At 64.2% G+C, this 23218-nt stretch carries 30 protein-coding genes and 1 tRNA gene; 8 read left to right on the top strand and 23 right to left on the bottom strand.

The features are described 5' to 3' along the window. The first annotated feature begins 98 nt into the window (after positions 1–98). The 4 genes from VLT15_08785 to VLT15_08800 are packed head-to-tail and all read left to right on the top strand — an operon-like array spanning position 99 to position 3510. A complete protein-coding gene (locus VLT15_08785; protein ID HSR45310.1) occupies positions 99–398 on the top strand; it encodes a metal-sensitive transcriptional regulator in 300 nt (99 codons plus the stop codon). Then, positions 395–604 carry a copper ion binding protein gene (locus VLT15_08790; protein HSR45311.1) on the top strand — a complete coding sequence of 70 codons (210 nt, stop codon included), beginning with the start codon at positions 395–397 and terminating at the stop codon, positions 602–604. The genes VLT15_08785 and VLT15_08790 overlap by 4 nt, the downstream gene beginning before the upstream one ends. A gap of 41 nt (positions 605–645) precedes the next feature. Next, positions 646–2811 carry a heavy metal translocating P-type ATPase gene (locus tag VLT15_08795; GenBank protein ID HSR45312.1) on the top strand — a complete coding sequence of 722 codons (2166 nt, stop codon included), beginning with the start codon at positions 646–648 and terminating at the stop codon, positions 2809–2811. A 51-nt stretch (positions 2812–2862) separates the two neighbouring features. Further along, positions 2863–3510: a hypothetical protein gene (locus VLT15_08800; GenBank protein HSR45313.1), complete on the top strand. Its 648-nt coding sequence runs from the start codon at positions 2863–2865 to the stop codon at positions 3508–3510. A gap of 96 nt (positions 3511–3606) precedes the next feature. Here VLT15_08800 and VLT15_08805 read toward each other — a convergent pair whose 3' ends face one another. From VLT15_08805 to VLT15_08820, 4 genes are all read right to left on the bottom strand, one after another. Then, positions 3607–3699: an aurora kinase A-interacting protein gene (locus VLT15_08805; protein HSR45314.1), complete on the bottom strand. Its 93-nt coding sequence runs from the start codon at positions 3697–3699 to the stop codon at positions 3607–3609. A gap of 78 nt (positions 3700–3777) precedes the next feature. Further along, a complete protein-coding gene (locus tag VLT15_08810) occupies positions 3778–4626 on the bottom strand; it encodes a homoserine kinase (protein ID HSR45315.1) in 849 nt (282 codons plus the stop codon). Beyond that, positions 4619–5533: a cation diffusion facilitator family transporter gene (locus tag VLT15_08815; protein ID HSR45316.1), complete on the bottom strand. Its 915-nt coding sequence runs from the start codon at positions 5531–5533 to the stop codon at positions 4619–4621. The genes VLT15_08810 and VLT15_08815 overlap by 8 nt, the downstream gene beginning before the upstream one ends. Positions 5534–5612: 79 nt before the next feature. Continuing rightward, positions 5613–6410, bottom strand: a complete 798-nt coding sequence (locus VLT15_08820; protein ID HSR45317.1) for a PhzF family phenazine biosynthesis protein — start codon at positions 6408–6410, stop codon at positions 5613–5615. Between VLT15_08820 and VLT15_08825 the strand changes: the two genes are divergently transcribed. From VLT15_08825 to dcd, 3 genes are all read left to right on the top strand, one after another. Beyond that, entirely contained in the window at positions 6398–6682 is a 285-nt protein-coding gene (locus tag VLT15_08825; GenBank protein HSR45318.1) for a hypothetical protein, read from the top strand. The two genes, VLT15_08820 and VLT15_08825, sit on opposite strands and share 13 nt — an antisense overlap. A gap of 81 nt (positions 6683–6763) precedes the next feature. Then, positions 6764–6834 (top strand) — tRNA-Gly (locus VLT15_08830). A gap of 56 nt (positions 6835–6890) precedes the next feature. Then, complete coding sequence (gene dcd, locus VLT15_08835) at positions 6891–7454, top strand: dCTP deaminase (GenBank protein ID HSR45319.1); 564 nt, start codon at positions 6891–6893, stop codon at positions 7452–7454. Between the two features lie 44 nt (positions 7455–7498). Here the strand turns inward: dcd and VLT15_08840 are convergent, their stop codons facing one another. The 11 genes from VLT15_08840 to panB form a co-directional block, all read right to left on the bottom strand. After that, positions 7499–8296, bottom strand: a complete 798-nt coding sequence (locus tag VLT15_08840) for an MBL fold metallo-hydrolase (protein HSR45320.1) — start codon at positions 8294–8296, stop codon at positions 7499–7501. Positions 8297–8380: 84 nt separating this feature from the next. Further along, positions 8381–9250 carry an EamA family transporter gene (locus tag VLT15_08845; protein HSR45321.1) on the bottom strand — a complete coding sequence of 290 codons (870 nt, stop codon included), beginning with the start codon at positions 9248–9250 and terminating at the stop codon, positions 8381–8383. Between the two features lie 236 nt (positions 9251–9486). Then, positions 9487–10872 carry a replicative DNA helicase gene (gene dnaB, locus VLT15_08850; GenBank protein ID HSR45322.1) on the bottom strand — a complete coding sequence of 462 codons (1386 nt, stop codon included), beginning with the start codon at positions 10870–10872 and terminating at the stop codon, positions 9487–9489. Then, entirely contained in the window at positions 10872–11321 is a 450-nt protein-coding gene (rplI, locus tag VLT15_08855) for a 50S ribosomal protein L9 (protein HSR45323.1), read from the bottom strand. Before rplI ends, dnaB begins: the two co-directional genes overlap by 1 nt. Then, positions 11318–11575: a 30S ribosomal protein S18 gene (gene rpsR, locus VLT15_08860; GenBank protein HSR45324.1), complete on the bottom strand. Its 258-nt coding sequence runs from the start codon at positions 11573–11575 to the stop codon at positions 11318–11320. Before rpsR ends, rplI begins: the two co-directional genes overlap by 4 nt. Positions 11576–11583: 8 nt before the next feature. Then, positions 11584–12036, bottom strand: coding sequence for a single-stranded DNA-binding protein (ssb, locus tag VLT15_08865; protein HSR45325.1), 453 nt, complete (start codon positions 12034–12036; stop codon positions 11584–11586). Between the two features lie 63 nt (positions 12037–12099). After that, positions 12100–12396, bottom strand: coding sequence for a 30S ribosomal protein S6 (rpsF, locus tag VLT15_08870; GenBank protein ID HSR45326.1), 297 nt, complete (start codon positions 12394–12396; stop codon positions 12100–12102). A 236-nt stretch (positions 12397–12632) separates the two neighbouring features. Beyond that, positions 12633–14033 (bottom strand): MBL fold metallo-hydrolase, encoded by a 1401-nt coding sequence (locus VLT15_08875; protein HSR45327.1) that lies wholly within the window; start codon positions 14031–14033, stop codon positions 12633–12635. 96 nt (positions 14034–14129) lie between these two features. Further along, the gene (locus VLT15_08880) at positions 14130–14453 is read right to left on the bottom strand and encodes a hypothetical protein (protein ID HSR45328.1); all 324 of its coding nucleotides are present in this window, start codon (positions 14451–14453) and stop codon (positions 14130–14132) included. Between the two features lie 37 nt (positions 14454–14490). Then, a complete protein-coding gene (locus tag VLT15_08885) occupies positions 14491–14850 on the bottom strand; it encodes a DUF192 domain-containing protein (protein HSR45329.1) in 360 nt (119 codons plus the stop codon). A gap of 149 nt (positions 14851–14999) precedes the next feature. Further along, positions 15000–15869: a 3-methyl-2-oxobutanoate hydroxymethyltransferase gene (panB, locus tag VLT15_08890; GenBank protein ID HSR45330.1), complete on the bottom strand. Its 870-nt coding sequence runs from the start codon at positions 15867–15869 to the stop codon at positions 15000–15002. A gap of 106 nt (positions 15870–15975) precedes the next feature. Here panB and VLT15_08895 point away from each other — a divergent pair, with 106 nt between their 5' ends. Beyond that, positions 15976–16443, top strand: a complete 468-nt coding sequence (locus VLT15_08895; GenBank protein HSR45331.1) for a pyridoxamine 5'-phosphate oxidase family protein — start codon at positions 15976–15978, stop codon at positions 16441–16443. Positions 16444–16492: 49 nt separating this feature from the next. Here VLT15_08895 and VLT15_08900 read toward each other — a convergent pair whose 3' ends face one another. From VLT15_08900 to VLT15_08935, 8 genes are all read right to left on the bottom strand, one after another. Beyond that, entirely contained in the window at positions 16493–16882 is a 390-nt protein-coding gene (locus VLT15_08900) for a hypothetical protein (protein ID HSR45332.1), read from the bottom strand. A gap of 155 nt (positions 16883–17037) precedes the next feature. Then, positions 17038–17805 carry a deoxyribonuclease IV gene (locus tag VLT15_08905; GenBank protein ID HSR45333.1) on the bottom strand — a complete coding sequence of 256 codons (768 nt, stop codon included), beginning with the start codon at positions 17803–17805 and terminating at the stop codon, positions 17038–17040. Between the two features lie 27 nt (positions 17806–17832). Continuing rightward, positions 17833–18390 (bottom strand): hypothetical protein, encoded by a 558-nt coding sequence (locus VLT15_08910; GenBank protein HSR45334.1) that lies wholly within the window; start codon positions 18388–18390, stop codon positions 17833–17835. Next, the gene (locus tag VLT15_08915) at positions 18387–18941 is read right to left on the bottom strand and encodes an orotate phosphoribosyltransferase (protein HSR45335.1); all 555 of its coding nucleotides are present in this window, start codon (positions 18939–18941) and stop codon (positions 18387–18389) included. The genes VLT15_08910 and VLT15_08915 overlap by 4 nt, the downstream gene beginning before the upstream one ends. 152 nt (positions 18942–19093) lie before the next feature. Further along, positions 19094–19876 (bottom strand): polyprenyl diphosphate synthase, encoded by a 783-nt coding sequence (gene uppS, locus VLT15_08920; protein ID HSR45336.1) that lies wholly within the window; start codon positions 19874–19876, stop codon positions 19094–19096. Between the two features lie 94 nt (positions 19877–19970). Then, positions 19971–21410: an aminopeptidase P N-terminal domain-containing protein gene (locus VLT15_08925; GenBank protein ID HSR45337.1), complete on the bottom strand. Its 1440-nt coding sequence runs from the start codon at positions 21408–21410 to the stop codon at positions 19971–19973. A 9-nt stretch (positions 21411–21419) separates the two neighbouring features. Then, the gene (locus VLT15_08930; protein HSR45338.1) at positions 21420–22418 is read right to left on the bottom strand and encodes an endonuclease/exonuclease/phosphatase family protein; all 999 of its coding nucleotides are present in this window, start codon (positions 22416–22418) and stop codon (positions 21420–21422) included. Next, positions 22393–23218, bottom strand: an 826-nt coding sequence (locus tag VLT15_08935) for a haloalkane dehalogenase (protein HSR45339.1), incomplete at its 5' end; no start/stop codon positions are given. The genes VLT15_08935 and VLT15_08930, both read right to left, overlap by 26 nt.

Raw genomic sequence — 23218 nt, forward strand, 5'->3', positions numbered from 1 at the left:
CGGCCGCTTTTCGCGCGACATTCGGCTCCTATAGGTGACGAATGTCGCGCGAAAACAGAGTTTGACCCCACCCCTGGTGGGGTGCTATGTTTCGGCACATGAGAGAAGCCCACAAGAAGGCAGCCCTCAACCGGCTCAAGACCGTCCGAGGCCACATGGACGCGGTAATCGGCATGGTCGACGACGACCGGTACTGCCCCGAGATCATGAAGCAAGTGTCCGCTCTGCAGGGATCACTGGAGAAGGTCAACCGTATCCTCCTCCAGAACCACCTGGAGACCTGCGTGGCCCATGCGGTCGACGAGGGCCGGACGCTCGAGGTCGTCGACGAGTTGATGGAAGTGATGAAGTACACGGCAGCCGTCACCGGACCTGCCACGACCCTGGAGACGTTATGACCACCAAAACCCTGTCTGTTCCCGACATCTCGTGCGGGCATTGCAAGATGTCGATCGAAGGCGCGCTGAAAGAACTCGGTGGGGTCAGAGCCGCAGAGGTGCACATCGACCCACGCACGGTGGACGTCACCTGGGACGAGGACGCTGTCCAGCTCGAGGCGATCATCGACGCAATCGAAGAACAGGGCTACGAGGTCGCCCGCTAGGTCGGGGCCGCATCCCGCTCCGGCCCGCAATGGAGACTCCAATGATCGAATCCGAACGCGCTACCACCTCCCTCATCTTCGAAGTAGAGGGCATGACCTGCGCGTCGTGTGCGGTGAGGGTCGAACGGACCCTCAATCGCCAGGAAGGCGTCGAAGCCGTCGTCAACTACGCGGGCGGCGAGGCACGGGTCGACGTCGTCGATAACGTGGACGTGGAAGCGTTGCGGGCCGCCGTCTCGAAGATCGGATACGAGATCAACCTCGTCACCGATGAAGACGAGCGCGTGAGCCAGGTCGACAAGTACTCGGCAGAAGAGGCCTACCAGTGGCGCAACTTCCTGATGGCGGCAGTTCTCACCGTCCCCGTCATCATTCTGGGGATGTTCGGACCCGACGAGCGCTGGAACCATCTCCTCCAATGGGCGCTGACGACACCGGTCGAGTTCGTGTTCGGCTGGCAGTTCCACAAGGTTGCCGTCGCACAACTCAGGTCGTTCGGCGCCAACATGGACACCCTGGTCTCTGTTGGAACCCTCTCGGCCTATCTGTTCTCGGTCTGGGCCCTCTTCGCAGGGGAAGCCATATTCTTCGAGACGGCCGGCGCCATCATCTCCTTCATCCTGCTCGGCAGGTACTTCGAGGCGCGGGCCAAGGGGAGAGCCTCCGCGGCTATCACCAAGCTCCTCGAACTGGGTGCCAAAGAAGCCCGGCTACTGCGCGACGGAGTCGAGACCATGGTTCCCATCGAGGAAGTGCACGTCGGTGACCTGTTGGTTGTCAAACCGGGCGAGAAGATCCCGACGGACGGGGAGATCACAGAGGGATCCTCCTCCGTCGATGAGAGCATGCTCACCGGGGAGTCGATTCCCATCGAGAAGACCGTGGGCGCCGAAGTGTTCGGGGCGACCCTCAATCAGCAGGGGCTGCTGACCATTCGCGCCACGAAAGTGGGACACGACACAGCACTTCAGCAAATCGTGAAGCTGGTTGCAGACGCTCAAGCATCGAAAGCCCCGATACAACACCTTGCCGACCGGGTTTCCGGGGTCTTCGTACCGATCGTCATCCTCATCGCCGTTGCGACATTCGGAATCTGGATTGGCGTGGGCGGTGAGATCGAGCCGGCGGTCACGGCCGCCGTGGCCGTGCTGATCATCGCCTGCCCCTGTGCGCTCGGCCTGGCCACCCCGACCGCGATTATGGTCGGGAGCGGACGCGGCGCCGAGCTCGGGGTGGTCTTCAAGGGGGCGGAGATCTTCGAGCGGGCCCGTTCGATCGACACCGTCGTCTTCGACAAGACCGGAACACTCACCCGCGGCCTAATGAGTCTCGCCGGCGTCGACACGGCAGAGGATCCTCTGCGCTTCCTGTACCTGGCCGGGTCCGTCGAAAGCGGGTCGGAGCACCCGGTGGCCAGGGCCGTTGCCCTCGGAGCGGAGGAACGAGACGTTGAACTCGGCAAAGTCGTCGACTTCGAGAATTTCCCGGGCCGGGGCGTTGCCGGGGTCGTCGACGGGACGCTCGTGACCGTCGGCACGGCGAAGTTCCTCGCAGATCGTGGACACGGCATTCCGGCGCGTTACGCAGAGTCGCTCAACAGGTTCGCCGATGCCGGCCAGACGGCGTTCCTGGTTGGATGGGACGGCGAGGTCCGCGGATCTCTTGCCATCGCCGACGTGCTGCGCGAGACCTCCGCTCCTGCGATAAGGCATTTGCGGTCCCTGGGCGTCGAGGTTGCCATGCTCACCGGGGACAACCGGCGCACCGCCGAGTCGATCGCCGGGGCCGTCGGTATCGATGAGGTGCTCGCAGAGATCCTGCCGGGAGAGAAGGCGCATGAGGTTGCTCGGTTGCAGCGATCCGGGCACAGTGTCGCCTTCGTCGGCGACGGGATCAACGACGCACCGGCCCTCACCCAGGCCGATCTCGGAATGGCGGTCGGAACCGGAACCGACATCGCAATCGAGGCCGGTGACGTGATCCTCATGTCGGGCGACCCGGCTCTGGCCGACACCGCCATGCGCCTCGCCAGGGCGACGTTCCGGACCATCAAGCAGAATCTGTTCTGGGCCTTTTTCTACAATGTTGCGATGATCCCCCTGGCCGCGCTCGGCTTTCTCAATCCGATGTTCGCCGCGGCCGCGATGGCCTCTTCCAGCGTGACGGTCGTCACCAACAGTCTGCGCCTCAGGGGTTTCAAGGCCTGATTGCCGGTGCGCCGGGCTGCCCGACCATCATCCGGAGCTACCCTGCCTGCGATGACGCCCGGATCCGGCACTTCCGCGAGAGGAGGCCCGGCTTCGTCACGCCTCTCGCCCGATTGGATCCTGGCCGCCGTGTTCGTCGGCGGTTTGATCGTGATGCTGGCGGCGATCGGCTCCGGTTCGACCGCCGCAGAAGGACCGGCGGGACCACGCATCGCCGTGGGAATGACACCCGCGGACGGGGCCATCACTGTTCGGGTCGAGCCGTGTGGATCAGAGAAGGTCGAGACGATTGCACTCGCCGCTGTGGAACCATCCCTCACGGTCTGGGAAGCTATAGCCGTCGAACCTCAAACCAGGTATGTCTTCATCGTGGGGCAGGCGCCGACTTCGTTCGTGGAGACCGTGCCGATGATCGACCAGCTGCCGCGCGGTGCTCTTCTCGAGGCGACCGTCACATCCGGCGTGGCCCGCTCCGTGCAGTTCTACTTCGCGGATCTTCTGCCGGACCTGTGGAGTTATGACGACACCTACTACACGGACGGCGACATCGGCCGGGCAATGACGTCCAACTCGTCGTGTCCCGGAGCAGCGGCCGGAACCAGCTCGGGTCGGCGCACTCTGATGATCGTTGGGTTCCTCGTTGCTGCAGCGGCAGGAGCAGGGCTCGTCTCGCGCCGGATCGTGGTGCCGGGTCTCTAGAAATGCCGCAATCCCCACGCGCGACAACGCGCCCGGTGGCGCGTTGTCGGAAGTGGATGAGTTCTTGCGGAACCGCTCGGTTGCGGCGCGGTCCGGTTACCTCTTGCGCTTGTGGCGGTTTGCCTTGAGGCGCTTGCGGTACTTGTGCTTCGACATCTTCTTGCGCCGCTTCTTGACCAGCGAACCCATGCAGAATTCCTCTCCAGAAATCAGTGGATGGAGCTACAGGATGCCTGTTTGCGGCCGATTTCGCAAACCAGACGGCCGTCAAACAAGGCCGTGATGGTCTATCCCGGGAGCCAGGACGGAGCCCTCCCCGCCCATGGCTATGGATAGAGCCGACACGACCGGGTCTACCGCGGCTTCCGGCACGATGGCGAGGATCGATGGCCCGGCACCGCTCCAGCACGCGTGGAAGGCACCGGCAGAGCGGGCCGCGAGCATCAGGTCTTCCGCCTCTGGGAACAGCGGCCCGCGCGGACCCTCGTGCAGTTCGTCTCCGGATGCCGCTGCAAACAATCGCGGGTCTGCGGTTCGGAATGCCTCGACCAGGGCGATCGCTCTCGCAACCGATCTGGCGGCGGCGTCGTGTTCGATGATCTCCGGAAGAGCCTGGCGGGCCCATTTGGTGGGGAGCCGCCGCGACGGCACCGCCACCACTACGCGCAGTCCGGGGTCCATTTCCAGACGGTGGGCCGAGGAGCCCACGGCCGCCACCAAACCACCGTACACGGCCGCCGCGACATTGTCGGAGTGACCTTCGAGATCCGCCGCGATACTGAAGACGGTATCTGGATCCGCCGGCTTCCCGACCGCTCGCAGTGCAGCCGCCGCCCCGGACGCGAAGGCTGCAGCCGACGATCCGAGCCCCCGCCCCAGAGGTATCTCGTTGTGCACGTCGAGCATCAGGGGGTTCCCAACGCCCACCGCCGCCTGGGCAGCCGCCAGAACGGCATCGTCGTCGCCCTCGACGGGCGCAAACAGGCCGTGGTGGCTGACCCGCCATGCGTCGGCCTGCTCGGCTACCACTCGACAGGGGATGTCGATGGCCAGCGCGAGCGTGTCGAACCCGGGTCCCAGGTTCGCCGAGGATGCCGGAGCGGTTGCCTCAGCCACGATGGAGTCTCTCCAGTTCGACAAAGATGTTGTCTGCCTGTGGGAGGCTCGACCGGATCGCCTGCTCCACCGTGTCGATGGTCGACTCGACATCGGAATCTTCCAGATCGTCGACGAAATCGACCTCTATGTTCACCAGCACGCGGTCGGGGCCCATATGCATGGTGAGCAGTCGACCCACCCCGCGGACTTCCGGCAAGGAGAGCACTGCCGCCATGACTCCTGCCCTGTCGGAGCGGCTCGCCGCCTCGCCGATCAGGAGGGCTTTGGTTTCGGCGGCGAGAAAGACGGCGACCGTGGCCAGCAGGCCTCCGATCATCAGCGAAGCCACGGCGTCCCAGACCGGATTGTCCGTCATGTGTGACAAGAAGACACCACCAAGCGCGAAGAGGAGGCCCAGGAGAGCCGCGGTGTCCTCGAGGAGTACCACGAGGATGGCGGTGTCCTTGGTGCCGCGGAACGTCCGCCAGTTCGACCGGGTGCCCCGGGCCTTCTTGAACTCTCGATAGGCATAGAGAAAGACCGACCCCTCGATCAGGATCGCCACAGAAAGAACAACGACGTTGATCGATATGTCTTCGAGCTCGTGGGGATGTCGAAGCGCTTCGATTCCGTGCTGGAACGACAACACCGCGCCGCCGACGAACAGCATGACGGCGACCATGAAGCTCCAGAAGTACGTTTCCTTGCCGCGCCCGAACGGATGCTGCGCATCCGGTGCGTTCTTGGCCTGCGCAATTCCTCTCAAGAGGAGAGCCTGGTTGCCCGTATCTGCCACGGAGTGCCAGGCCTCCGACATCATCGCCGCAGAGCCCGTGATGCCCGCCGCTACGAATTTCGAAACGGCGATGAGTGCATTACCGGTGAGTGCGGCGACGACCGCAGTTCGCGAACCTTCAGATGCCATCGGGTGATTCTAAGAGATGCCGGTGTGCGACATGGTGATGGCAACGGGGTGCGAACATCGGAACGGCGGCGGGCACCCCTCAATCGTCGAGCAGGCGTACCTCTTCCGCTCGAACCGTGCCGCCGATACGGATTGCGTGCGGACCCCAATCGAGCATGATCGTCGAGGGGTGCCCGATCTCGTCGCCTTGGTGGATCACGAGGCTTCCCGTCTCCCGTCCGGCGTGTGCCAGTCTCGAGGCGAGCGCTACTGCGGCGCTTCCGGTCGCCGGATCCTCGAACACGCCTGCTTCGGGTGCGAAGAATCTGGCTTTGACGCGGCCATCCTCTCCCCCGGCATAGATGTAGAGCTCGCCGACTCCCGCCGCTTCGAGAGCTTCCTGATCGAATGAGGCCGCCGCGACGTCGGCGGATGAGCCGAGTTCGAGGAGCAGGTAGGGAATCGGCATGTCTACCCAGGCCGCACCCAGAGGAGATGGGAGACCGAGCCGGGCGGCGACCGTGTCGGCGCGGGCCGCCCCTCTGACCGGACGGCCGGGAGCTGCCTCTATCCAGGCGATACCGTCGTCGTATCCGATCCGCACCCGACCGATCCCGCAGGACAGCTGCCCGGTCGAGGAGACCCCGGACTCGCGCAGAACCCAGGTGAGGCCCACCAACGGATGGCCGGCGAACGGCATCTCGCGGCCGGGAGTGAATATGCGCACCGAGGGGACGGCGCCGTCGATGAAGAAGACCGTCTCTGAGAACCCCAGCCGGGCGGCGATCTCCTGCATGTCGGCCGTCTGGATCCCGGCGGACTCGATCACAACGCCGAGGTGGTTACCTCCAACGTCACCGCGGGTGAACACACGGACGATGTGACATGGACGCGACACGGCGGCTCCTCGACGGATTTCTCTATGCAACGATACCGGCTACGGTTGTCGGCCTCATGGGCGACATAATCGGCTTCGATCAGATCTTCCCCGAGTTGATCCTCGGTGTCGGTCTCGCCTTGCTCATCGGCAACGGCCTGGCCATGTTCAAGAATCGGAGAGGCGAACAACCGGCCGGCGTCGAAGGAGTGTTCCGCCCCGGTCGAGCCTGGTTCCTGATGGCAGTCGGCACCCTCATGGCCGTCTGGGGAGCCAGCACGATCTTCGCCTAGGGGATCTCGATGGCCTGCCGGATCCCGCCGGCTGTGGACCCATCCCGGGATTCGTCGGGGGTTGATACAATCCTCACCACCGCGGGTGTAGTTCAGTGGTAGAACACGAGCTTCCCAAGCTTGGAACGGGGGTTCGATTCCCCTCACCCGCTCGAGGGTCGTTGGCCGCACGCCGGCGGACGCACCGGCGCAGGAGGGAGCAGCGGCCGTGATCTTCTCAGATCGCACCATCAGGGAAGCCGTCGAGGACGGACGGATAGAGATCGATCCTTTCGACCCCTCCTTCGTGCAGCCCTCCAGCATCGATCTGCGGGTCGACCGCTTCTTCCGGGTCTTCGAGAATCACAAGTACCCCCATATCGATCCGAAAGCGGCCCAACTCGATCTCACGACAATGGTGGAGGTCGACGGCGACGAGCCGTTCATACTCCACCCGGGTGAGTTCGTCCTCGGATCAACACTCGAACGAGTGCGGCTCGCCAACGACATCGTGGCCCGGCTGGAGGGCAAGTCGAGCCTGGGCCGGTTGGGCTTGCTGATCCACTCGACCGCCGGATTCGTCGACCCCGGCTTCAACGGCTACCTGACTCTCGAGCTCTCCAACGTTGCAACCCTGCCCATTGCCATCTATCCCGGGATGAAGATCGGCCAGCTCAGCTTCTACCAGCTCACCACGGAGGCCGATCATCCGTATGGGAGCGACACGGCGGGATCGAAGTATCAGGGGCAACGAGGGCCGACGGCGAGCCGGGTTCACGAGGACTTCAAGTAGGGCGGCCGCTCGGGCAGGCGGCGCCCCCGGGCCGAACCCTTGATCTACCCGGCCAGTTGGCGATACGCCCTTTCGAGGGCGGAACGCATGACCTCATCCGGGTACGGGCCGGACCGGACGTCTATCTCCTCGACCGGCACTCCCCCCACGAAACCGGCTCTGGCGAGCGCTCCGACCGCGCAGAGCTCGGCCCGCTGCGTTTCGACGAACGGGCGGTCGACCACGTCACCGTGGCCCGGCACGACCGTGGCAACCTTCATGTCGAGGAGAGCGTCGAGCGCCTGCGGCCAGTCGAGCGGGAACGAATCGGTGAATGAGGGCGGTGCGCCCTCCTCGACCAGGTCCCCGGCGAACACCGTCCCGGAGTCGGCAACGTATGCGACAACGTCGCTGTCGGTATGTCCCAGGCCCAGATACCGGAACTCGACAATGCGGCCCCCCAGATCGATGGCGTGTCTGAGGCCGAACGTGTGGTCGGGGGCGGTGATCACCACCTCCCGTATGTCGGCGTGATGCTCTTCGGGCATCCACTCGAGGACGCCCGAGCGGGCCGGCTCTCCTTCCTCCAGGAGTTGTGCACGACAGCGCTCGTGCCCCCACAGCTGTGCCGACGGGAATAGTGCATTACCCCAGCAGTGGTCCCAGTGGTAATGCGTGTTGAGTACCCAGCGCGGGGCGAGATCGGTGAGCACTCGAAGATCGTCGAGGAGTTGCGCGGCCTGCCGGTGCGATGCCCGGGTGTCGATGATGAGCACCCCTTCGCCGCCTATGACGGCGCCCACGTTCAGATCGAGCGACTCATACCGGCGGCGAAAGGCTCCCTCGCCAACCTCCTGCCACATGTTCGTTCCCCCTTTCCACTCCGGCCGAAATCGTTTCTTGCATCGGCGCGTCACCGGGATTCTTGAGGGTGTCCGCCAAGACGACTATTGGCGTCGCCCCACCACCACCATGATGCCGGCCGCGATCACGAGCAAGACCCCTGATGCAGCATAGGGATCGGGGGTTTCGCCCAGGAACAAAGCCGCCCAGACCACGGCGGAAGCCGGCTCCGTGTACATGATGACACCGACAGAAGTAGCCGGGAGCCGGGAGACGGACATCCAGTAGAAGACGCTCGATATGCCGGTCAGTACAACACCCAGAATCAGCAGCTGCCACCACGTGTCGAGAGCCGAAGGGTTGCCGGGTTCCTCCCACGGCACCTCGAAGAGTGCACCGACGGCCCATGGAGTCATCACCAGCGCAGCGACGGTGTGCTCGTAGGCGGCCAGCCGCAAACCGCCAACTCGTTGCGCGATCGGCTTGCCGATCAGGATGATCGCTGCCAGTGAGGCACCGGCAAGCAACCCGGCGGTCGTCCCCGCCACGGTGGCGCCCCCGCCCGGCCGGGCAACCAGAACGACGCCGGTCATCGCCATCGCCACCGCGATCCAGGTTCCCGTGTCGCCGGGTTCGTTCAGGATCCGGGGGGCGAGGAGTGCCAGCAGGACGGGTGCCAGGTAGACGAGCACGAGGGCGATGGCGACCGTCGTCGTCTTCAACGACCAGAAGAACGCAGCCCAGTGCCCGGCCAGGACCACGCCCAAGGTGACGACTCTCGCAACCTCGGCCCGCGGAAGACGACGATCCCCGCGCAGAAACAACCACCCGAGAACCGGAATGGCCCCCAACCAGAGCCTGGCGGCCACGAGCTGTTCGGCCGGAAGATCGACGTTCCTGACGATCAACGGAATGGTTCCCCAGGCCGCCGCGACCGAGGCGAGCACGAGTGCAGCAATCCATCGTCGAGGCATCACGGAAGCCTACAGACCGATCTGCGGAAAACCCCTCAAGGGTCGCCGCGGTCGTGCCGATGATTCCTTGACGTTTTCACCGGGAACGCACTGCCGAGCACTTACGGAGACCCCCTTCCTCCGACTCTTCCCGACCGGCGGCCGGCGAAAACAACATTGAGGCCCCCTTGCGAGGGGGCCTCAATCGCGCACAACGGTCACCGGGCGGACTGTTGTCCCCGCTCTCGGAAGGTCTCCTAGGGGCCTACATCGCGGCCGACGTCGGCGAAGAGTGTGTATCGGGGCAGGAAGGTCATGTCGACCTTGCCTGTGGCACCGGCCCGGTGTTTGGCGACGTTGACCTCGGCGAGCCCTTTCGATTCGGGGTCGTCGGGGTAGTAGTACTCATGCCTGTAGATGAACAGAACGATGTCGGCGTCTTGTTCGATCGCTCCCGACTCGCGCAGGTCACCAAGTCGGGGTCGCTTGTCCTCTCGGGCTTCCAAGCCACGGTTCAACTGAGACACGGCGATTATGGGAATGTCCAGCTCACGGGCCAGGTTCTTGAGGTTCCGGCTTATCTCTGCGATCTCCTGCTGGCGGTTCTCGCGGTTTCGCCCCTGCATTAGCTGGATGTAGTCGACGACGATGAGCGAAAGGCCCTTCTGTCTCTTCAGGCGCCGTGCTTTGGCCCTGATGTCGGTCACGGTCACCGAGGCGCTGTCGTCAACATAGACGGGTGCCGGATACATCTTGGAAGCAGCGTTCACTACCCGCTGCCAACCCCGCGCATCGAGTTGTCCCGTCCGCAGGGCCATCGAGTCGACCCGGCCGACGGAGCACAACATCCTCTGAATGATCTCTTCCTTGCTCATCTCCATCGAGAACACGGCAACGGTTCCGCCGTCCATGGCGATGTTGGAAGCGATGTTCAGAGCCAGCGTGCTCTTGCCCATGCTCGGCCGCGCCGCCACGATCAGCAGGTTGGCCGGATGCAGACCGGCGAGCTTGGAGTCGAGATCCCGGTATCCGGTGGCCAGGCCGGTTATCTCGTTGCCGGAAGCCTCGAGTTCCTCGATGACCTCCAGGGTCGACTGGAGCAGCGGGGCGATGGGTTGGAGCCCGTCACCGACCCGGCGCTCGGCGACTCCGAGCACCGTCTGCTCGGCACTGTCCAGGACATCGATGATCTCCTCGTCGATCTGCAGGGCAAGGTCCGTGACCTTCGCCCCGGCCATCAACAAGTTGCGCCGCATGGAGTGCTCTTCGACGATGTCCGCGTAGTAGTCGATGTTCGAAGCGGTCGGTACCCGCTCCATGAGCTCTGTCAGGTAGCCCACTCCACCGACGCGGTCGAGTTCCTCACCCCGTCGCAAAGCATCCGAAACGGTAACGACATCGATCGGCTGGTTCCCGTTGTACAGCTGGGCGATCGACTCGAAGATCGCCTGATGGGCCGGAACGTAGAAGTCCTCGGGGGTGAGCTTGTCCATCACCGCGTTGGCGGCATCGGACGAGAGCATCACTGCCCCGAGGACCGACTCCTCAGCTTCCAGATTGTGCGGAGGTACGCGACCCGAACTGCCCCGGGTGTCGGGGCGGGCCGTGGAACGGCCCATCGATGGTCGGGCCTCTGTGGTCATCAGGCCGGAATGATGTCCAGCGAAAGGGCGAACTCGACGTCCGCGTGCAGCTTGATCGTCGCTTCGTGAAGCCCGATGCTCTTGATCGGCTCGGCTAGTCGAACCGTCTTGCGATCCAGTTCCACACCGGTGAACTTCTTCACACCTTCAACGATGTCGGCGACGCCGATCGAACCGAAGAGTTTCCCCTCGTCACCGGACTGAGCGGCAATCACTACCCGACTGCCGACGAGTTGCGTTGCCAGGGCTTCCGCCTCCTCGCGCGAGCGTCGCATGGTTTCCTCACGCGCCTTGCGAGCATCCTCGGCATTCTTGAGCGCACCCGCACTGGCCTTGACGGCAAGGTGCTTCGGCAGGAGGAAGTTGCGGGCATAGCCATCGGACACCTCGACCACCTGGCCGGCGGTGCCGACACCGTCGATGTCCTTGATGAGAATGAGCTTCGTCATCGGCTTACGTACGGCATGAGGGCCATCTCACGTGCATTCTTGATGGCCACGGCTACTTCGCGCTGGTGCTGGGTGCAGTTTCCGCTCACACGGCGCGAGCGGATCTTGGCGCGATCCGACATGTACTTGCGCAAGATCGCTACGTCTTTGAAATCGACGTATTCGATCTTTTCCTTGCAGAAGTAACAGACTTTCTTCTTGAACCGCCGCCCGTTCTCGGGCCGGCGCTTTCTACGTTTTTGGGGGCGTGCCATTTCGTCTCCTAGAACGGCGCCTCATCGGGGCCGTAAGTCTCTCGGGCAACAGGCGCAGCAGGAACCGACGATGGCGCGTCTCCGCCCCAATCGCCTCCACCCTGGCGTTGCGTCTTCGATACCGTGGCGGTAGCCCACCGAAGGCTGGGGCCCATCTCATCGATGGAGATCTCAACGACGGATCGCTTTTCGCCTTCTTGGGTTTCCCAGCTCCGCTGCTCGAGACGACCGGTGATGATCACCCGCATCCCTTTCTGCAGTGACTCGGCTGCGTTCTCTGCGGCCTCCCGCCAGAGGGTTCCACCCAGAAAGCTGGTCTTCTCTTGCCATTCGCCGGATTGATCTCGCCAGCTCTTGTTCACCGCCACTCTGATGTTGGCCATAGCCACACCGGAGCCTGTGAACCGAAGCTCAGGGTCTTCAACGAGATTGCCGATCACCGTCACGGTATTTGTCGCCATTCTTCCTCTCTCCTTGGGATGGGACACCCTCACTATCGGAGGAGGGTGTGACAAAACCCGGTGTCAGCTGTTGCCCCGCCGGACCACCTTGTGGCGAACGACGGCGTCCGACAAAGCAAGGGCCCGGTCGAGATCGTCCAATGCGCCGGCAGGATCCTCCAGCGCGAACTGGACCACCGAGTAGTAACCCTCCCGGATATGGTTGATCTCATAGGCAAAACGACGCTTGCCCCAGAAATCGGAATTGGTGACCTCGGCGCCGCGTGCTTGTAGCAACGCCTCGATCTCTTTGACCTTCAGCCGGACGTCGTCCTCGACGATGTCCGGACGATGAATGGTCATCACTTCGTAGTTCCTCAATTGTTCTCCTCCTCTGGACATCCACCGGAGCGGAAGGCCCCGCCGATCTGACGGAGCAGGATGGATGCGTGGTTCAGCAGAACCGCGCGGGAAGTGAGAAGAGTGTAACCAAGACTGTGCGGTCGCGGAAGCTGGGGCCAGGGCTGGTTTTGTCAGCCTCGTCGCGGGTCGCGGGTCGCGGGTCGCGAGTCGCGGGTCGCGAGTCGCGGGTCGCGAGTCGCGAGTCGCGGGTCGCCCTAGAGCAGGATCGTCTCTCCGTGGCCCGGTGTGAGGATGTTTCGACTCAAGCGGTCCGCCACCGCCTCCCGGAAGCCGTCCATAGCCTCCGGATCGCCGTGAACCGCGATGACCTGTTCGGGCGGAGTGTCGGCAGACGCCAGCCAGTCGACCAGTTCCGATCGGTCGGCGTGCACCGAGAAGGCCGGCACGGAGGCGATCTCGGCGTTCACCGGCCAGAACTCCCCGTGGATCTTGATCCGGTCCTCGCCGTTGAGCATCCTCCGACCCCTGGTCCCTGCTGCCTGATACCCCACCAGGACGACCGATGACTTCGGGTCGGGCAGCAAACGTTTGAGATGGTGAAGCACCCTGCCACCGGTCGCCATTCCGGACGCCGAGATCACGATGAAAGGGGGCCGGGCGTGGTTGATCGCCTTCGAGTCCTCCACCGACTCGGTGATCCTCAAGTCTCCCGGGTCGAACACGTCGGGCCTCCCGACAATGGAATCCCTGATCTCGTGCTCCCCTTCCGCCACCGCGCGCAGGTAGAAACCGAGAGCCGAGCGCGCCATCGGGGAGTCCAGATAGACGGGCATTTGCGGGATAGCGCCGGATTCGATCAACTTCCGCAGCGCGACGAGGATCACCTCCGTTCGATCCACTGCGAAGGCCGGTATGACGACGGCCCCGCCACGGCCTGCGGTCCGGCGGATTACCTCTCCGAGTTCGCCGGTGCCGTCCTCCTCGATGTGTTCGGTGTCACCGTAGGTGGACTCCATGATCACCGTGCCGGCCGAAGGAGGCGGATCCGGCGGATCGAGCACCGGATGGCCGGGTCTTCCCAGATCTCCCGACAGGTGGACCGGTGCGGTGCCGTCCTCGAACTCCAGCAGAATCGAAGCGGAACCGAGAATGTGGCCGGCCCGGGTGAGTCGCAGTCCTACCCCATCGGCGATCCTGGTCTGCTGCGTCCACGGCGCCACCCTGAACAGAGCAGAAGCCACTACCGCGTCGTGCTCTGTGTACAGAGGCAGCGCGGGTTCGTGTCTCGTGTAGCCCTTGCGATTGGCGCGCTCCGCGTCGTGCTCCTGAATCCGGCCGGAGTCCGCCATGACCACTCCGGCAAGTCGCCCCGTCGACTCGCTGGCCCATATGCTGCCGCTGAATCCGTTGCGGACGAGGGCCGGCAGATACCCGACGTGGTCGAGGTGGGCGTGTGATACAACGACTGCGTCGATCGTGGCCGGATCGATCGGGAACTCCGCCCAGTTCATCTCGCGAAGCCTCTTGTGACCCTGAAACAGGCCGCAATCGACCAGCACTCGTGCGGAAGGAGTCTCCACGAGGAATTTCGACCCGGTCACCGTGCGGGCTGCACCGAGGAACCGGACGAGCGAGCGGGGCGGCCTATCGGTCATGGGCACGACGTTATCGATCCTTTCGCCGGAACCGGGTAGCGACCCGGCTCCTCTGTTCGGCCTTGTCAGTCGCTGCCGGGGGGCCCGCTCGGCGAACTAGCGTCCGGCGCTCTGCTCCTCGCGGGCAAGGCGGACGCGCTCGCCCAGTCCGAACCTCGAACCGGAGCGAAGATCGACGACCACGCCCACCGCGTCGGCGAACGAGGCCGGGTCGTCGCTGACGAAGATCCATCTCTCGCCGTCGGGAGATATCTCGAACTCGCGAACCGAGAGGCGATTGAACTTCGTCTTCTCGAGAGACCAGCCGCCAATCCAGCGGCCGGGCGCGCCGACGATCGTGCACTTCCCGTCCGAAACGCGGATAACCACAGGAGTGTCTGCCGCTGCAGGCCTTTGCAGAATTCCACTGTGTTGTGTCATTACGCAACGATACCCGCGCGTTTCGTCGAGTGGCGGGTCAGAAGTCGATCCGGTCACCGTCTGCCAGGCCTTCCAGCTTTCCGGCCGGCACCTCGAGTGCAAACCGATACGGTTCGTCGATGTCGTACAGAGGGCAAGGATCTGCCTCGCAGGGCAACATGCCGAGTGATCCCACCAGCTCACCGGAGCCGTCGAAGAAGGCGATATCGAGCGGAATGAGCGTGTTCTTCATCCAGAATGCGCCTTCTCGCTCGGCCTCGAAGACGAACAACATCCCGTCGAGGTCGCCTAGGTCCCGAACGAACATGAGTCCACGACTTCGCAGATCGGCGGTGTCGGCGAGGGCGACCCTCCAGGATCGGCCGCGGAGTGAGACTTCGGTGATCTCGAAACCCACTACATCGCCGGTGTCGAGGACGTGAGCGGTCGTGGAGGTGGTCGAGGGAGGAAGAGTGGTTGTCGTGGAGGCCGGAACCGTCTCGACCGGGGGTGGGGCAACGGTCGCCGCGGTGGACGGCGCGACTGTTTGACTGCACCCGGCCAGGACTACCAGGAAAGTGGCCAGGACAGATCGCTTGATGGTCCCTCCAGCAGTGCTTTCTGGGCCTCTTCACCCATGTGGTAGGTCTCTTCGTCCGATGGGAAGTCGCCGGACTGAACATCCAGGAAGAACCGTTGCAGCGCCTCAACTGCTTGGCCCCTGAGGTCGGCATACCGGCGCACGAACTTCGGTACCTGGCCGTCGTGCATGCCGAGCACGTCGTGAAACACGAGGACCTGGCCGTCCGTTCCGGCACCTGCGCCGATGCCGATCGTCGGAACCGAGACTTCCTTGGTGATGATCTGCGCCAGCACGTCGGGAACACCTTCGAGAACCATGGCGAATACCCCGGCCTCTGCGATGGCGATGGCGTCGGTGAGCATCTCCCGTGCCTCGTCCACGGCCTTGCCCTGCACCCGGTAGCCGCCCATCGAATTGACGGATTGGGGGGTCAGTCCGAGATGGCCCATGACCGGTATCTCGGCCTTCAGAATGGCCTCGATGACCGGGAGCCGCTTGCGGCCGCCCTCGAGCTTGACTGCCTCCGCACCTCCTTCGCGCACGAGCCTCCCGGCGTTGCGGACACCGTCTTCCACGGACACGTGGTAGCTCATCCACGGCATGTCTCCGACGAGGAGGGAGTCCGGTTCCGCCCGCGCAACGGCGGCGGTGTGATGAATCATCACGTCGAGGTCGACGTCGAGCGTCGAGTCGAAACCGAGGACGACGTTGGCCAGCGAGTCGCCGACGAGAACCATGTCTGCGCCGGCCTCCGAGGCGATCCGGGCCGTCGCGAAGTCGTAAGCGGTGATCATGGTCAGCTTCTGGCCGCCCTTGCGAGCCCGAACGTCGGGGACGGTTACTTTTCCGCCCATCGTTCTCCCTCTCTCGTAGGTATTGGAAAAGAAGATTCTCGCACCAAGGGTAGTGCCTGCGCGTACTAGTGACCCGGGTCGCACCGCCGGGCGTTAGGTTTTGACCATGGCTCGCAAAGACATTTCCATGACCTCAGAAGAGGTCGCGTCGTTTCTGAACCAGGGCTGGAACCTCCAGGTGGCCACCGTCGGCAACGACGGATGGCCTCATCTGACGACTCTCTGGTACGTGATGCGGGACGGCCTCATCACGTTCCGCTCGTTCCGGCGCTCGCAGCGGATCGTCAACCTCGGTCGCGATCCGAAGATCACCGTGCTGGTGGAGGAGGGACGGTCCTACGACGATTTGCGGGGTGTGATGGTGCGCGGCCGGGCGGAGTTGCTCGATGACCGGGGAACCATTCTCGACGTGTACGGGACGGTTGCGTCCAAGTACCAGTTCGGCGGCAGTCCGCTGGACCCGGAAGCGGTCGAGAGCCTCTTCGGGGCTCATGCAGCGAAGAACACGGTGGTCGTGGTCCACCCCGAGCAGACCTCGTCGTGGGACCATCGCAAGCTCGGCGGGGCATACTGACGGCTCTGCAGTTCGCAGCCGTCGACTGGTTCTTGCGGCGGGCCGATACTCAGAACCAGGCGTCGCGGGGCACGACGGCCGCCACCACCGCCAGGGAAGCCAGGAGTCCGATCCCGGCCGCTCGATACGACGACGCCGCGGCGGCCTTGCGGGCCCGCACCACGGCCGTATGGGCCACGGCGGCAGCGAGGAGCATCCCGAGCGGATGAATCACCTTGATGAAGAAGTCCTGGTCCCAACCCTCGTTGCCGATCCACAGCACGATGCCGACGGCGATCTGGAGATCCATGAGGATCGTCGCCAGGACGAACGGCCGCTCGGCTCCTTCCGTCCAGGGGGTTCCCCTGGACGCACGGACCAGTCCGGTGATGCCGGCCCCGAGCAGGACGACGAGCACCACCCACCGGTACCACGAGTGAATGTCTACAACAGCATCCATGTAAGGCACGATACACGCCGTATCGTGCTTTCGAATCAGAACCGCCCGGCGAAGCTCGCCCGCTCGAACCGAACCGGCACCTCCACGAGCGCCGGGCCCAAACCGGCGAGCCGGTGGGTAACCGCCGGTGCCGGAGTTGACGGATCCGACAAGGGTCAACCCGCCAGATGAGCGCGCAGCCACCGGATGTCGGCCGCCTGATCCTCCGCCTCTCCGGGAGTCTCGACTATCACCGGGGCACCGGCATCTCTGATCAGAGACACCAGCAGGTCGGATGGAATCTCGCCGTGGCCGAGATTCGCATGGCGGTCCCGACGAGAGTCGAACGGATCCCGCGAGTCGTTGCAGTGCACCAGGTCGATCCGGCCTGTGGCTTCCCGCACCCGTTGTACGAGTTCTCCCAGATCCTGTCCGGCCGCCCAGGCGTGACAGGTATCGAGGCAGAATCCGACTCCCAGGTCGCCGATGGCATCCCATAGGCGGCCGATCACCTCCACCTCGCGGGCCATGGCGTTGCCACCGCCGGCCGTGTTCTCGATCAAGATCGGAACCCCGGATTGGAAACTCTCGAGTGCCTTTCGCCAGCGTTCGAATCCCACCTCGGCCGGTTCGTCCGAGTCGGTTATGTGGCCTCCATGGACTATGACGCCGGCGGCCCCGATCTCCGCCGCCGCCTCGCAGGTGTCTGAGAGGATCTTGCGGCTCGGTATCCGAACGCGGTTGTTCGGAGAAACGACGTTGACTAGGTAGGGGGCGTGCACGTAGACGGGCAGCGCGGACGCCCTGAGGTCGTCCGCATCGTCACGCCCGAGCGGCTTCTTCCACGATTGCGGATTGCTGAGGAAGATCTGCACACAGTCCGCCTCCCGCTCGACGGCAGCTTGCAGCGGATCGGATGCGCGAACGTGGGCGCCGATGAGCATGTCGCGCACCATAGCGGCCCAAAGGGCCTAATAGGCCGGCCGGGTCCAGCTGGCGTGCAGCTCGTGAAGTGCCCGTTCCACGACTTCGGCGGACTGCTCCCAGTCCTCCGACAGGAGGATCAGAGTTGAGTCACCCGACCAGCGGGCCGCCCACGGATCGTCCGGAAGGCCGAAGCGATCGGTCAGTTCGAGCACCAGCGCCGGACGCGGTACGCCTGCGTCGTCGACCTCGGCGGAGGACCAGCTCCGGATCATGTCCCAGGGGATCTCGACAGGCTTCCGAAAGGGTCCGCGCAGAGCCCACCGGCTCGTCTCTTCGTCTGCGAGCAGGACGGGACGCGGGAAGAGGAGCTCCTTCAACCCGAACACAATCAGGACGAGGCCGGCGAGCACGAACAGGATGGCCCAGAGGGTGTCGCGTGCCTCGAAGGCATCCGGCGTCCGATCCTCATATACGAGGGTGACCAGCCAGTTGATGACTCTGCGCCTGGCCAGAAAGTCGGCGCCGATGACGACGAACGGAACTCCTGCCAGGGCAACCAGCCACATTCGCAGAGGAGAACGGCCGACCCGCAACGTCGTCACGGCCCCTCCACTCCGAGCTCGGCGGGCAGCACCAGCGCCGAGAACGGAACGCCGAGTTCGGAGCATCTCCGCTCCGCCTCACCGCCGCTCCTGTCGACCAGGCAGATCGCCTGCACGACCAGCAAACCGCTTGCGATCATCACGTCGATAGATTCAACCAGAGCGCCGCCCGTCGTGACGGTGTCATCGAATGCGGCGACGATGTCCCCCTCGAAAACCGGCCCGACCAGCCGGCCTCCCAACCCGTGGCTCTTGTCGGCCTTCCTGACCGAGAAAGCCCTCAGCAAACGGCCGTTCTCGGCAGCAGTCAGAGCCGTTGCCACAGAGATCGGATCGGCCCCCATCGTCATACCACCCACCGCGGTCACTTCTTCTCTCAAGGCCCGCAGCATCGCTCTGCCCACGAGGAGCGCCCCCTCACCGTCGAAGGTCGTCTGCCTTGCGTCCAGATACCAGGAAGACACCTTTCCGGAGCGAAGCGTGAACGGCCCGTCGGACCGCACCGCGTGGGTCCGCAAGTGTTCAACGAGGGTGTCCAACAAATCGCTCAAGAAACCACTCTCCGTGGTCGATATGTCATGTACAACACGAACCGCCTCCCGTGTTAGCCCGACCATAGCGACCGCCCCACCCAGGGCGGTCGCTCCAGTTTACGAGCCGTGGATTCCGGGTTCCCGGTTCCGGGCGCCGGGCCGGACGGAGGCTACTTTCCGAACCGGCGTTCTCTGCGGGCGTAATCCCTCACGGAACGCAGGAAGTCGACGCGACGGAACGCCGGCCAGAACACGTCCACGAACACGTACTCTGCATAGGCGCTCTGCCAGAGCAAGAACCCGGACAGCCGCGACTCCCCCGACGTGCGGATCACCAGATCGGGATCGGGGAGGTCCGCGGTATACAGGTGAGCCTGGACGGAATCGATATCGATGTGGCCGGCGATCTCACCCGCCTCCGCTCCGCCCTCGGCCAGATCCGACACCAGCTCGCGCACGGCGTCGACGATCTCCTGGCGGCCTCCGTACCCGACCGCCATTGTCAGGCGGCGCCCACCGCTCTTGCATCGCTCCTCGAGCGCCTTGGCGGCCGTCACCAGTTCTGCCGGGAGCAGGTCGAGGCTCCCGATGAACCGGACAGCCATGTCCTGTTCGGCGGCCGGTTGCGGCAGCCTCTCGAACAACTCGATGAGAACTTCGAAATACGGTCGCAGCTCCTCGGGAGGCCTCTGCAGATTGTGGGTCGACAGCAGCCATCCGGTGATCGCGGGAACGCGCAGATCATGAGCCCAGCCCAGAAACTCCTCGAACTTGCGCATGCCGACCCGGTAGCTGGCGGTGTAATCGGGAAGGCCCTCGCTCCGCGCGTAGCGGCGGTGTCCGTCGAGGATGATTCCGATGTGACGCGGCACGAGTTCGGGGCTCAGGTCCCTCTCGAGACGTCCCTCGTAGAGTCGATACAAGGGCTTGAGGAGTCGATCACGGGTTGCCATGGCTCGTCTAATCGTACCGGCAGGAGATGACTCACCCGTCGATCACCTGTTCCCGTTTGCAATGGCGGCCCTCGCCCCGGAGAAGTCCCTCACCTCAACCGGCGAGGGGGCTCACCTCGCCGCACAGCGCCTCAACTTCTTCGATCTCTACGGGAACACCGGAAGTGAGATTCACGTTTCCCGTTTCGTTCATCAGAATGTCATCTTCGACACGGATCCCGATGGCTCGAAACTCGGCCGGAACGACGTGCTCGATCGTTTCCGCATCCTCCAGCTCGGCTGCCTCGAGGGCCCTGGCCGCCTTCACGCCGAGCTTCATCCTGCGCGCCGTCCACTCGTCCAGGTCGTACTCGAGGAGGTGGAAGGTTGCGATCTCGCGATCTGGGCGAACGTAGATGCCGGGTTCCACGGTGAACGCCATACCGGGCTCGAGCCGGCGGTGCTCTCCGTCGACCACATAAGTCCCGGCATCGTGGACGTCCATGCCGAGCCAGTGCCCGGTCCCGTGCATGAAGAACTCCCGGTAGTGGTGCATGGCGAGCGAGTCGTCGACTCCCCTCGGGAGCAGTCCGAGATCGACCAGCCCCTCGGTCAGAATGCGAGTACACGTCTCGTGAATTCCGCGCATCGTCGCGCCGGGAACGGCCGCCGCGATACCGGCCCTCTCGGCCGACAGCACGATCTCGTATATCGCTCGCTGAGGACCCGAGAACCGCCCATTGACCGGGAAGGTGCGGGTGATGTCCGCCGAGAAATACCCGTACTCCGCGGCAGCATCGATGAGAAGCAGATCGCCGTCTTGCATCCGGCAGTCGTTGTCGGTGTAGTGAAGGACGGTTGCATTGGCTCCGGAGGCCACGATGGACGGGTAACCATTGCGCGTCGAACCGTTCTGCCGGAACACGAACTCCATGGCAGCCTGAACCTGATACTCGAACAAGCCGGGGGTCGCGAAGCGCATTGCCTCTACATGACCGGCTGCGCTGATCTCGCTTGCTCTTCGAAGCAACTCTGCCTCGGCCGGCGACTTCCGCAGTCGCAGCTCGTCGATGATCGGCGTCGGATCTGTGATCGTGGACGGCACTTTGTATCCGAACCGATCGTGCAGAGGAGGAAGCTTGCCGAGCACGGCAGACATCCGGGCGTCGAGGCGTCCACCCCAGCCGTAGTACAGGCTGGAGTGGCCGATGAGGCGATCCTGCAGGACGGATTCGAGATCATCGATCGGATAGGCGTCGTCGGCGCCGTACCGATCCACGGCCCCCTCGACCCCCGCCCGATATCCGTTCCAAGTTTCCATCTCGCGGTCCCGAGGCCGGACGAAGAGCGTGAAACGGCCGGACTCCAACACGGCAACGGCCTCGGGTTCCGGAAACCCGGTGAGAAAGAAGAACGCCGAGTCCTGACGGAACTCGTGGTCCACATCATCGTTCCGTGTCTGCTCGAATGCTGCAGGAATCACCGCAATGCCGGCACCTACGTGCTGTAGGAACTCCCTGCGGCGATCCGCGTGAATGGTCGAGATCGTGGTCATGCGGTGAGGCTACCTATCTGCCGCGCCGGTGAGGTCCGCGGCCGCCGCCGGGGCGAGCGTGACCGTCAAAGGCAGGTGATCCGATCCGAGGTCGGGGCCGACCGACCTGGCGACGGTGGTCAGGTGCTCGTTGTGGAGCAAGTGATCGATCGGCATCATCAGCAGACCGGTTCCGGCCGGGTAGGTCGCCTGCCAGCCGAACCCGTCCATGGAGTTGACCAGAACGTCACCGAGAGGGCGAAACGCCGACGACCAGGGCGTCGCGTTCAGGTCTCCGGTAACGATCACCGGGCCGTCGATCGTCGCGGCATACCGGGCAACCGCACTCAGGTGCTCGTCGCGGTCGGCGGCGCGGCTCGCGGAGATCGGCGGAAACGGGTGTGCCCCGATGATCACTATCTCTCCATCCCCAAACGGGAGCCTCACCTCGATGGACGATCGGGCCCCGGTGTCGAGCAGGCGGACCTGCGCGGACTCTCTGGTGAGCACCAGTCCGCCTATCGTCGATCCGACTTGAAGGGGCTGGGACTGATTGAACGGCAGCGTCGCTGCGGCGAAGTCGTCCCTCCACGGCTGGCTCGTCTCCCACAGGAACACGACGTCGGCATCGAGGTCGTTCACCCAGTCGATGACCTCCGGCCTGCCCGGGTTCCCGATCTGGACGTTGAAACTGACAACCGTGATTTCCCGGCCCGCCGTCGAGTCGCCGTTGGTCGGTGTGGCCAGAAAGAGCTGGCCGACGGCCGCGCCGTTGACCAATGCGAGCGCGAGAAACGCGAGCGGGGCAAAGCCCCGTCTCGTCAGCGCCAGGGCACCGGCGACGACGGCCAGGATCACGGCGTACTGCATCCGTGGGTGCGAGAGAAGATCGAAGACCCACCAAATACGACCGGCGAGACCGAGAACACTGGCGACTCCGACGACCAGCCCTACGGCGAACAGAACCCGCGCCGCACCGTATCGAAGCGCCCGGCCGGACCCCTCAGAGTTTGGCGTACCAGTCGGCAATCGCCGCGCCGATCTCGTCCGGGGAGTCCTCCTGGATGAAGTGCAGCCCCCGGACGGTCACCTCGGTCTGGTTGGGCCAACTCCTGCACAGCTCCCGCAAACGTCCGGTGAGAATCGAACCGGGCTCCGCATTGATGAACAGCTTGGGAACATCCCCGGCCGCCAGCCAGGCCGAATAGTCGGCCACGACCGCAGCAACGTTCTGCGGTTCTCCCTCAAAGGGGATCTGGCGCGGCCAGGTCAACGTCGGCCGCCGCGCCTCACCCGCCTCGAGGAAAGGCCGCCGGTACTCCTTCATCTCCTGGTCGGTGAGGTCACGCAGGATCGAGTTGGGGAGGATCCTCTCAACGAAGACGTTCTTGACCAGGACGATCTCCTCACCCGCCTCGGAACGCATCGCCCGAAAGATGCTCGTCGCGCCGTCCGGCCAGTCGTCCCAAGACGGCTGACCGACTATCGCCTCCATGTAGGCAATGCCCTTGACCGCGTCACGATGACGGTTCGCCCAATCGAACCCGAGACCCGAACCCCAGTCGTGCACCACCAGCGTGACACCCTCGGTCACGTCCAGTTCGGTGAGCAGCGCATCCAGATACATCCGATGATCGGCGAACGTGTACGAGTTGGGCCCGGCCGGAAAGAGTTTCTCGCTGTCGCCCATCCCGATCAGATCCGGGGCAATGACCCGACCATGCCCCTCCAGGTACGGCATGATGTTGCGCCACAGATACGACGACGTCGGATTGCCGTGGAGGAAGACGATGGGGTCGCCCTTGCCGGCCTCGATGTAGGCCATGCGC

Source organism: Acidimicrobiia bacterium, from assembly GCA_035471805.1.
GTDB lineage: Bacteria > Actinomycetota > Acidimicrobiia > Spongiisociales > JAHEDJ01 > JAHEDJ01.

Bases quoted from the DNA above. Each gene is read 5' to 3' on its own strand.
- ssb (HSR45325.1), bottom strand. From the start codon at position 12,036: ATGGCGACAAATACCGTGACGGTGATCGGCAATCTCGTTGAAGACCCT.
- VLT15_08900 (HSR45332.1), bottom strand. From the start codon at position 16,882: ATGGATGCTGTTGTAGACATTCACTCGTGGTACCGGTGGGTGGTGCTC.
- VLT15_08805 (HSR45314.1), bottom strand. From the start codon at position 3,699: ATGGGTTCGCTGGTCAAGAAGCGGCGCAAGAAGATGTCGAAGCACAAG.
- uppS (HSR45336.1), bottom strand. From the start codon at position 19,876: ATGGCAACCCGTGATCGACTCCTCAAGCCCTTGTATCGACTCTACGAG.
- VLT15_08875 (HSR45327.1), bottom strand. From the start codon at position 14,033: ATGACCGATAGGCCGCCCCGCTCGCTCGTCCGGTTCCTCGGTGCAGCC.
- VLT15_08925 (HSR45337.1), bottom strand. From the start codon at position 21,410: ATGACCACGATCTCGACCATTCACGCGGATCGCCGCAGGGAGTTCCTA.
- VLT15_08790 (HSR45311.1), top strand. From the start codon at position 395: ATGACCACCAAAACCCTGTCTGTTCCCGACATCTCGTGCGGGCATTGC.
- dnaB (HSR45322.1), bottom strand. From the start codon at position 10,872: ATGACCACAGAGGCCCGACCATCGATGGGCCGTTCCACGGCCCGCCCC.
- panB (HSR45330.1), bottom strand. From the start codon at position 15,869: ATGGGCGGAAAAGTAACCGTCCCCGACGTTCGGGCTCGCAAGGGCGGC.
- VLT15_08840 (HSR45320.1), bottom strand. From the start codon at position 8,296: ATGTGGCAGGAGGTTGGCGAGGGAGCCTTTCGCCGCCGGTATGAGTCG.
- VLT15_08895 (HSR45331.1), top strand. From the start codon at position 15,976: ATGGCTCGCAAAGACATTTCCATGACCTCAGAAGAGGTCGCGTCGTTT.
- VLT15_08905 (HSR45333.1), bottom strand. From the start codon at position 17,805: ATGCTCATCGGCGCCCACGTTCGCGCATCCGATCCGCTGCAAGCTGCC.
- VLT15_08880 (HSR45328.1), bottom strand. From the start codon at position 14,453: ATGACACAACACAGTGGAATTCTGCAAAGGCCTGCAGCGGCAGACACT.
- VLT15_08795 (HSR45312.1), top strand. From the start codon at position 646: ATGATCGAATCCGAACGCGCTACCACCTCCCTCATCTTCGAAGTAGAG.
- VLT15_08800 (HSR45313.1), top strand. From the start codon at position 2,863: ATGACGCCCGGATCCGGCACTTCCGCGAGAGGAGGCCCGGCTTCGTCA.
- VLT15_08815 (HSR45316.1), bottom strand. From the start codon at position 5,533: ATGGCATCTGAAGGTTCGCGAACTGCGGTCGTCGCCGCACTCACCGGT.
- rpsR (HSR45324.1), bottom strand. From the start codon at position 11,575: ATGGCACGCCCCCAAAAACGTAGAAAGCGCCGGCCCGAGAACGGGCGG.
- VLT15_08845 (HSR45321.1), bottom strand. From the start codon at position 9,250: ATGCCTCGACGATGGATTGCTGCACTCGTGCTCGCCTCGGTCGCGGCG.
- rplI (HSR45323.1), bottom strand. From the start codon at position 11,321: ATGACGAAGCTCATTCTCATCAAGGACATCGACGGTGTCGGCACCGCC.
- VLT15_08825 (HSR45318.1), top strand. From the start codon at position 6,398: ATGGACGCGACACGGCGGCTCCTCGACGGATTTCTCTATGCAACGATA.
- VLT15_08785 (HSR45310.1), top strand. From the start codon at position 99: ATGAGAGAAGCCCACAAGAAGGCAGCCCTCAACCGGCTCAAGACCGTC.